The 8,990-nt window shown below is 44.1% G+C and carries 4 protein-coding genes; 2 read left to right on the forward strand and 2 right to left on the reverse strand.

What is annotated here, in order from left to right:
• Nucleotides 1-102: 102 nt before the first annotated feature.
• Together AC805_RS07565 and AC805_RS07570 are read left to right on the forward strand one after the other, a co-directional pair.
• Nucleotides 103-1,755, forward strand: a complete 1,653-nt coding sequence (locus AC805_RS07565; RefSeq protein WP_156341337.1) for a tetratricopeptide repeat protein — start codon at nucleotides 103-105, stop codon at nucleotides 1,753-1,755.
• Between the two features lie 78 nt (nucleotides 1,756-1,833).
• Nucleotides 1,834-5,445, forward strand: a complete 3,612-nt coding sequence (locus AC805_RS07570) for a PAS domain S-box protein (RefSeq protein WP_055074855.1) — start codon at nucleotides 1,834-1,836, stop codon at nucleotides 5,443-5,445.
• 179 nt (nucleotides 5,446-5,624) lie between these two features.
• Here the strand turns inward: AC805_RS07570 and AC805_RS07575 are convergent, their stop codons facing one another.
• Nucleotides 5,625-6,110: an allophycocyanin subunit alpha-B gene (locus AC805_RS07575; RefSeq protein WP_055074856.1), complete on the reverse strand. Its 486-nt coding sequence runs from the start codon at nucleotides 6,108-6,110 to the stop codon at nucleotides 5,625-5,627.
• A gap of 479 nt (nucleotides 6,111-6,589) precedes the next feature.
• Entirely contained in the window at nucleotides 6,590-8,914 is a 2,325-nt protein-coding gene (locus AC805_RS07580; RefSeq protein ID WP_055074857.1) for a DUF3488 and DUF4129 domain-containing transglutaminase family protein, read from the reverse strand.
• Nucleotides 8,915-8,990: the final 76 nt, after the last annotated feature.

The raw sequence follows: 8,990 nt of genomic DNA on the forward strand, positions 1-8,990 counted from the left end.
GCCGCAGGTTTTAGGGTTTTATATTTAACTAAGCTCACTTACTTAGCAATTTATTGCAATGTTTGGGTTTGTTAGGATAAATCGCAACGCAAAAGACGAGTGGTGGCGCTCCGCGCCACCACTCGTCTTTTGCGTTGTATGTTGCAATTGCTGAGCGATGCGATCGCAACAGAATTTTATAACTTTGGTATGATTGGTTCTAGTATTCAGTCAAATGGGAGAGCCATGCAATACACTGGAAACGCTTGGGACAAAGATGCTCTAAAAAATCCAGAGACCGAATATAAGCAGCTACTGGGTTTGCTCAGGCACAAACAAGATTTTGGAATGCTGTTTGTTCGTTGTTCGCCTGCGGAAGGCGAACAAATTATAAAAAGGACGAGGACTGATATCACCAATCAAAAGATTTTTGTATTGAGGCTAGATCGTCCAATTCCTGACTTCTACGAAATGATTGTCAATGAGCCAGATTTACATGAGGCGAATCTCTTATTTGTTACTGGTATCGAAGAGTTTTTAGAGAATAACGTCGATCGTCCTGAGAATCGCGAATTGAACGCCAAGTTGACTGCTATTCCTCGTCCATTGGCTCATCTTCTCCAAGTGCAATCTAAACTCAAAGAGAGTTTCTCCATCTGTTTTGTATTCTTATTGCCCCTATTTGCCCTCAAATTTTTTGTTAATAGTCATCCCGAATTTTTGGGTGATAATGTGGAGGTGTTTGAGTTTCCCACTGACATGGAGTTGATGCGTCAGGAGACTTTTCGCTGGGTAAGTGACGATCGCTATGAAACCTATGCTCAAATCACCGAAGAAGAACGCGATCGCAAATTTGACGATCTGCAAAAACTCATTGCCGCTCAGCCCTTGATTTCTGAGCGAAGGGTCGAACTATTGTTGGAGCAGGGGGGATTATTAGTTGCGGGCAATCGCTGTCAAGAAGCGATCCTCAATTGCGATCTGGCTTTGCAGATTCGCCTTGATAACCATTTGGCTTGGTACAATCGTGCTGTCGCGCTCGATCTTTGCAGCCACCACGAAGAGGCGGTAGAAAATTACCGTCAGGCGATTAATTATAAAGAAGAATTTTATGCGGCATGGCATAACCTTGGTACTTCTTTGAGTATGCTAGGACGCTATGAAGAAGCAATCAATAGCTACAATATTGCCCTTTCCTATAAGCCCGATTATTACTATTCCTATGGAGGAAAAGGCTTAGTTTGTAGTGTCCTTGGTAGATATGAAGAGGCGATCGAGCATTGCGAAAAGGCGTTGGCGCTAAAACCCGACTACGTACAGGGTTGGTTTAGTCATGCCTATGCCCTTGAAAGCATTGGACGTTATGGTGAAGCGGTAGCCAGTTACGATCGCGCCCTCGAATATAAACCCTACGATCATCAAATTTGGTATAGTCGCGCCAAAGCCCTCGAACAATGGGGAAACTATACTGAAGCGATCGCTAGCTACGATCAAGCTCTCGAACTACGTCCTGACGATTACTATGCATGGAACAATCGCGGACTGGTGTTGAGTAAGCTGGAACTCTATGAAGGGGCGATCGCCAGTCATGACCGCGCCTTGGAAATTAATCCTGACGATCATTTTGCTTGGTATAGTCGGGGAAATGCGCTCAGTGGGTTAGGGCTGTTGGAAGAAGCGATCGCTTCCTACGATCGGGCGATCCAAATTTCTCCTCAAGAACCCCAAGTTTGGCAAAGTCGCAAGTTAACATTGAGAAGACTTGGCTTTGAGTAATTAACTGGGTAATTAACTGGGTAATTAACTAAGTAATTAATTGAGCAATCAACTGGTCAATCAACTGGACAATCAACTATGACAGCGATTCCTCCTCATTCTTCCATTCCGACGATAACCACTGCTTCAGGGGTAAACAATAGCCTCAATACGGTTTGTAAGGGTAGGACAGGCTTTCATTTGCCCTTAAGTATGTTGATTATTGTGCCATTTTTAGTAAGTACTTTTGGCATCGTGGGATTGATTGGGTGGTTATCGTTCCGTAACGGGCATGATGCTGTCAAACAGATTTCCAATCAACTTCGCAATAAAGTTACCGAACAAGTTAAAACTCGTCTGCATTCCTATTTAGAACTTCCCTATATTCTCAATAATCTCAATTCCAATAGTATTGATTTAGAAAATATTAAGGGTGGATATGAGGAACAAAGAATCCAAATGCAATTTTGGAAACAATTGCGGAGTTTCCCCCAGATTAGCAATATTTTTGTGGCAAATACTGCGGATCAATACTTAGGAGCAAGACGCATCCGTAATATGTTGGCTGTGGAGAATTCTCTGATCACTTCCATGACCGATGAACTCGGACGATCGCAGATTATCCTCTTAGCCCGACGGGGTTTTGATTTGCGTGAGCGCTCTTGGTATCAGAATGCGATCGAGGCAAAACGCGATATCTGGAGTGAGGTCTATACCGATGTGATCACTGAGGAACCAGCGATCACCGCTGTAAAACCGATCTATGCCCCTAATGGCGAATTTCAAGGGGTGTTAGGCATATCAATTTTACTGGGGGAAATTAATCAATTCTTACAGAATAATAAGGTTAGCGATCGCGGACAGACCTTCATCATGGAACCATCGGGCAGATTGGTGGCAAGTTCTAATGCTGATGTAGCCATATCTATTAAAGATAGGAAATCCGATCGGCTTCTCGCAATTCAAAGCCAAGATGAATTAACTCGTATTGCTGCTGCAAGTTTGAAGGAATATCCCAATCAAATTGACGATCAAATTCAACAATCATTTATTTATTTCCATGGAGAAAAGTACTTTCTTCAGGTTAGTAAACTCAACGATACCTTTGGACTGAGTTGGCAAATCGTGGTGGTGGTGCCTGAATCTGACTTTATGTCACAAATCAAAGAGAATACACGTTCCACCATGTTTTTATGCATGGTGGCTCTAGGGCTGACCACAATATTGGGAGTTATTGCCGCGAAGTGGATTACCCGTCCGATCACCCAATTGAGCCTTGCTAGTCAATCGATCGCCGAAGGCGATCTAGATCAAAAAGTTGAATATTCCTGTTTGGTGAAGGAGCTTGCCATACTAGCAAGTTCCTTTAATCAAATGAGTCGCAAATTGAAAAAATCCCACAATCGACTAGAGGAATATTCGCATCTACTGATGCAAAAGGTTGACGAGCGCACGCAAGCCCTCCAACAGGAAATTCTCGAACATGAACTCACGGAAGCTGCCCTCAGAGAATCGGAAGAAAAATTTGCCAAGGCATTCCGTTCTAGTCCCGATGGGATGGCTCTACTCTCGACTGATACCTATAAACATATTGATGTTAATGATAAGTGGACGGAAATCACTGGTTATAGTCGAGAAGAGGCGATCGGTGTAAATCCAACGGATTTAAATCTGTGGGTCGATTTGCAAGATCGCGATCGCATGTTAGACGTTTTGGAGGTAAATAAGCGGGTAGCTAACTTTGAGGCGATGTTTCTGACTAAGGATGGCAGGAAAATTACGGGCTTAGTCTCTTCTGAAAGCATCGAATTTGGTGGTCAAGTTTTTGCGATCTATGCCCTTAAAGATATTAGCGATCGCAAGCTCATCGAAGAGAATATTAAAGAGAGTGAAAAGAAATATCGCGATCTGGTCGAATCGGCTAACTGTATCATTCTCCGTTGGGATACCCAAGGAAAGATTTGCTTCTTAAACGATTATGGCTTGAAATTTTTTGGCTATGAATTAGAGGAAATTATCGGCACCTATATACTAGATACCATCGTCTCATCTCAGGATATTTCAGGAGAAGATCTTCGTCACATGATTGCGGAAATATGCAGTGCGCCTGAAAAATATCAACTCAAGGAGAATGGTAACATCTGTAAAGATGGGCGACATGTGTGGGTAACTTGGTCAAATAAGCCCATCTATGACGATCGCGGTAAGTTAATCGAAATTCTATCCGTCGGGACAGATATTACCGATCGCAAATATGCCGAAAAAGAACTGCAATCTGCTAAGGAAATTGCGGATACGGCAAATCGCGCTAAGAGCGAATTTCTTGCCAATATGAGCCATGAGTTAAGGACTCCATTAAATGGAATTTTGGGCTATGCGCAAATCCTCAAGCGCAGCTACGACCCCAATAAACATCAGGAAGGATTAGAAATCATTCAGCGCAGTGGCGAACATTTGTTGACTCTGCTTAACGATATTCTCGATCTTTCTAAAATTGAAGCTAAGAAACTCGAACTTAATCCCAGTGAATTCGAGCTTCCGAAATTACTGCAAAGTATTACGGATATGTTTCAACTACAGGTACGGGCTAAGGATGTGGAGCTGATCTATCAACCCCTAACCGCTTTGCCCAATACCATGTATGGTGACGAAAAGCGCTTGCGTCAAGTCCTGATTAATTTATTTGGGAATGCCGTTAAATTTACCGATCGTGGCAGTGTATCTCTGTCGGTGAGTGCTCAATCCGTTGATTTGAATAACTACAAAGTTCGCTTTGAGATTGCCGATACGGGAGTTGGCATTGCTCCAGATACCTTGACAGATATCTTTTTGCCTTTTCAACAGGTAGGCGATCGCGCCCGACGCTATTCGGGGACGGGTTTAGGCTTGCCAATTTGCCAAAAATTGGTGGAGATGATGGGTGGAAAACTGCATGTAGAAAGCCGTTTGCATGAAGGAAGTACTTTCTGGTTTGAAATTGAACTGTTTGAAGTTCCTCATTATTCACGCTCTTTAGCTGTCGATAGCCGCTCGATTTCTGGCTATTATGGCGCTCGGCGCAAAATTTTGATCGTCGATGACAAGACCGAGAATCGTATGGTGTTGAACGATTTACTTACTCCCCTAGATTTTCTAGTTGCCGAAGCGATCGATGGTAGTGATTGTATCGTTCAAGCGAAAAGCTTTGCTCCCGATCTGATTTTGTTAGATATGGTCATGCCCGAACTTGATGGTCATGAAACGACAAAGCAACTCCGACAGTTACCGATGTTTCAGAAGACAGCTATTGTGATGGTATCCGCCAGTGCCTTTGACGAAGATCGCAGTCTGAGTCTTGCGGTGGGCTGCAATGATTTTATCGCCAAGCCGATCGATCCTGATGCTCTGTTTAAGGTCATGCGATCGCTACTTCATTTGGAATGGAAGTACGAAGATCTCAGTAGTTCTGAGCCTTCCCTTACCAATATTTATAAATCTAAAACTGATGTTACGAGTTCCCCCTTGGTGTTGCCGCCTAACTGCACCGTAGAGAAGTTACTTCAATTGGCTCGCATGGGGGATATTTTGGCTATTCAAGAGGAAGTTACCCTTTTACAGGAAACTAATTCCCAGTTTATTCCCTTCTCCGAGCAAGTTCTCGATTATGCTAGGGAATTCCAAATTAAGCGGATTCGTGAGTTTTTAGAATTACAAATTCAAGTAAGTAGCTAAGCTCAAAATGGCGTAGCCATTTTGTAATTTGGTATAACGCGAGTAGAGACCGATATATAGGAAAACTCAAACCCCAAAATACAAGTGGCGACGCTTTGCGCCGCCACTTGTATTTTGGGGTTTATAATTCATGTTTGGGAAGACGCATAGCGTCTTCCTCGGATTTCTAGGATGTTTTTCTAGGACATTGCTTGAATGATGTAATCGAAATAAGGTTCGGTGGTAGAAGCATCTTCTTTGCTGAGCAAAGCTAAAGAAGCACTTTTGAGGCAGCGAATAGCATCAGCCATGCCAACTAAAGGTACGCCGAGGGAGTTATACATTTCACGCACGCCGATAATGCCAATTTTCTCGATTGGTTCTTTATCGCCTGCCAATACCCCATAGGTGGTAAGGCGAATGTACCAAGTGAAATCTCTCAGACATTGGTTACGTTGCTTTTGTCCATAGGCATTGCCACCAGGGGAAATGTAATCGGGATGAATTCTAAATAGTTCTTCGGTTGCTTTTTTGACGATTTTGGCTTCGCTTTCTGCCAAGATTGTGGCAATCCGCACTCTTTGAGCACCAGTGGAAAGAAAGTTTTGCACGCTTTGTAACTCGGAAATGCTGGGATAACGGAGTTCTTCGTCGGCTCTTTCTAAAACTTGAATAACTACACTCATGATTAAAATAAAAAATTTAATATATTCGCAGTCTAGTCTACCAAAAGCGGTGAATCAGCTAAGATTTTGTAATAAAATCACAAGTCTTTATAAATAGCTAGGCATAATTAAAAACCAAAACCAGAGAGCGTACCGCCCGCGTAGCGGGCGGTACGCTCTTCTAGGTTTTAAGTTTACTTATGTCTAGCTACTTAGTTACCGCCAGTCTTGTTATATCAAGTTAAGAAATGGCTACGCCATTTCTTAACTTGATATAAAACCCAAAAAGCTGTAGCACAGGCAGCGCCTACGCTACAGCTTTTTGGGTTTTAATTATGCCCAGATACTTAACGTGAGTTCGGGATAATTTGAAACGGGCTTTTAAAATTTGCCAGCTTAACCCGAACTGACGTTACTTAGGGACTTGCTATTAATTAAAGTACCGTTGGCTGAGCGGAGTCGAAGCCAACGGTAGTTGAGCGGAGTTGAAGCTGCTCTTATTACACCTTTGATTTTAATTGGGTGAGCAGTCTTTTTAGCTCTGCCGATACGTCATAGCTGATCGCTCGATTGCCGTAGCGCCAATCTTGATAGATCTGGGTAATTTGGGCGATCGCCGCTGCTTGGCGATCGGAAAGGCGATCGCTAAGACTTTCCACATATTCTTGAGGAGTTTGGTGCGGCGATTTGGGTTTGCCTTGTTCCGATAGCCATTGGAGCATTTGGCGATAGGTACGTTGCGGGATCGGCATTTGCTGCAATCTTTGGCGTTGCCACCACCAGATTATGAATTGCCATAAAGCCCAACCACCGATCCCAAATCCAAAGGCGATCGCCAGACCAAAGGCAATGCCGATCCAGCCCATCTCGGCTAGCCAATTGATGACACCGCCCACAAATTTGCCGATACTATCAAATAACCAATTAAAAAAGTTATTAACAGAACTCGGTAAAAATTGGGCAATCCAACTCCAAAAGGTTTGCACTGCGCCAAAGGTACGGTTATTTTCGATCGATGGAGGAAATATGGGGCGATTGGGGACGGGATCGAAGGCGAGCCAACCATAGGGGGGAAAGAAAACCTCTACCATTGATTGCGTATCAATGTTTTGCACCTCATAAAGCCCCGTGAATGGGTTGAACTTTCCTGAGGCAAAGCCAACTACATAACGACTAGGAATGCCCAGCGATCGCAGCATGATTGCCATAGTCGAGACAAAATGGCTTTCCTCGCCACCCCCTCCCTCGACAAATTGCGATACGAGATCGCCCTTAGATTCGTCAAATCCAAGGGGCTTAATGGCATAGTTTTGCTTGAGGCTTTGCGCGATCTGTACCACGCGATCGTAGTTATTGTCTAAAGCGATCGGTTTGCCCTGAGCATCACGAGCACTTGCCAAGAAACTCAGCGCAGTCTCCTGTACCCTTGGAGATAGATTTGCGGGAACTTGAAGATAATAATTGCGGATTGAGCGCGGATATTCCCCCGATGATTGTCGTAATAATTTGGGATTACGCTCGACAACGTTGGAGATTACCGTGTAGGTCAGGTCTTCAGGCAAAGCCCCTGGACCCCGCAGCATTCCTTCTTGGTCGATATCCAATTCCTCGCTTGGAAAAAAGATCTGGTTGGGCACTGCGGCTGCAGGGATTAGGTTCGGAAAATTTGGCGATACGATGGTATAGGTTTGGACTACTTCCTGACTGGCGAGTGGTTTGATTGATTGTTTTGGCGCATCAATTGATATATATGTGGGAATTGGCAGCGAGAATTCATAATTAAGCGGATTGCGTTTAACCGTGCGAATTTGCTGCGGATCATTGCGGGAAATGCGCCAACCTTTCCCCGTGAATTGGTCGTAGGCCATCACTCGCCAAAATAGTTCCGCTTGCGATCGCACGCGCATCATTAATTCGGGTTTGCGTTTTTTGTTTAGTTGTTTGGCATCAGAGGAAGCCGTATCAATTTCGGGGGCAAACAATGGTGGCAATGTGTCCGAGTCACCATTGCTAGTACCACCAGTGCCAGTTCCCCCATTGCCATTACCATTGCCATTTTTCCCCTGCTGCTGTTGCTGCTGTCGCGACAAAATTCCTCCCTTCGGAATTTGTCTTTGCACCGATAAATTTACACTTACGGGGAAGTTGCGTAACTGAAATCCTGGTAAACGGGGTAAAAATGCAAATATAGTCAAGCCCAATACCAAAACGATCGCCAGTAGTCCCGATAGAGGTAATAGGGATACGCCTATTTTTTCTGGTTCAAACCCGACCGTCTTAACGCCTAAACGCGATCGGTGATCGAGCAATAAAATTGGCAGCCCCACCAATAAAAATGCCATCAGCCAGAGGGCAAAAATCATCGTTTGACTTAAGGTGGCTGCGAGAGCCATCAGGATCAATCCGATCACAATCGAATATCCTAAATCCTTGCGATGCGGTAGGTCAAAACTATGTAAAACCTGTAGCTGAATTAATAATCTCGCTAGTAATAGTCTGGTTTCTTCGGTTTGGCGGACGATATCGTTGAGAAATATCACCAGCATGGCAATCATCGCGATCGCAATGAATAATTTCACAAGGATATTGCGTGTGCGTCTTGCATACCATGCCCAGACTGCGGCGATCGCACTAAGAGGTATTGCCCAGATACTATTGTTGGAACTCGCTACCGAGTCCATAGCTCCAATGCTGATAAATACAAAGATTTGGACTAGGACGCGCAACGGAATCGAATCTTCAACTCCCGCCACGGTAAACTCTGAAGCTTGTCGTAATTTATCAAAAGTACCAATCTTTGGTCGAGGCTGCCGAATCGTATCCATGTTGGTCTGGGTTTAGAGATGATTGGAATCCTACCAACTAGTATATAGCTGTCGCTAATTGTACTAGGACATAAAC

Origin of the sequence: Pseudanabaena sp. 'Roaring Creek', assembly GCF_001402795.1 — a bacterium.
Lineage (GTDB): Bacteria > Cyanobacteriota > Cyanobacteriia > Pseudanabaenales > Pseudanabaenaceae > Pseudanabaena.

What these genes read in the sequence shown, in the direction of transcription:
- AC805_RS07570 (WP_055074855.1), top strand. Translation starts at nt 1,834, where the DNA reads ATGACAGCGATTCCTCCTCATTCTTCCATTCCGACGATAACCACTGCT.
- AC805_RS07575 (WP_055074856.1), bottom strand. Translation starts at nt 6,110, where the DNA reads ATGAGTGTAGTTATTCAAGTTTTAGAAAGAGCCGACGAAGAACTCCGT.
- AC805_RS07580 (WP_055074857.1), bottom strand. Translation starts at nt 8,914, where the DNA reads ATGGATACGATTCGGCAGCCTCGACCAAAGATTGGTACTTTTGATAAA.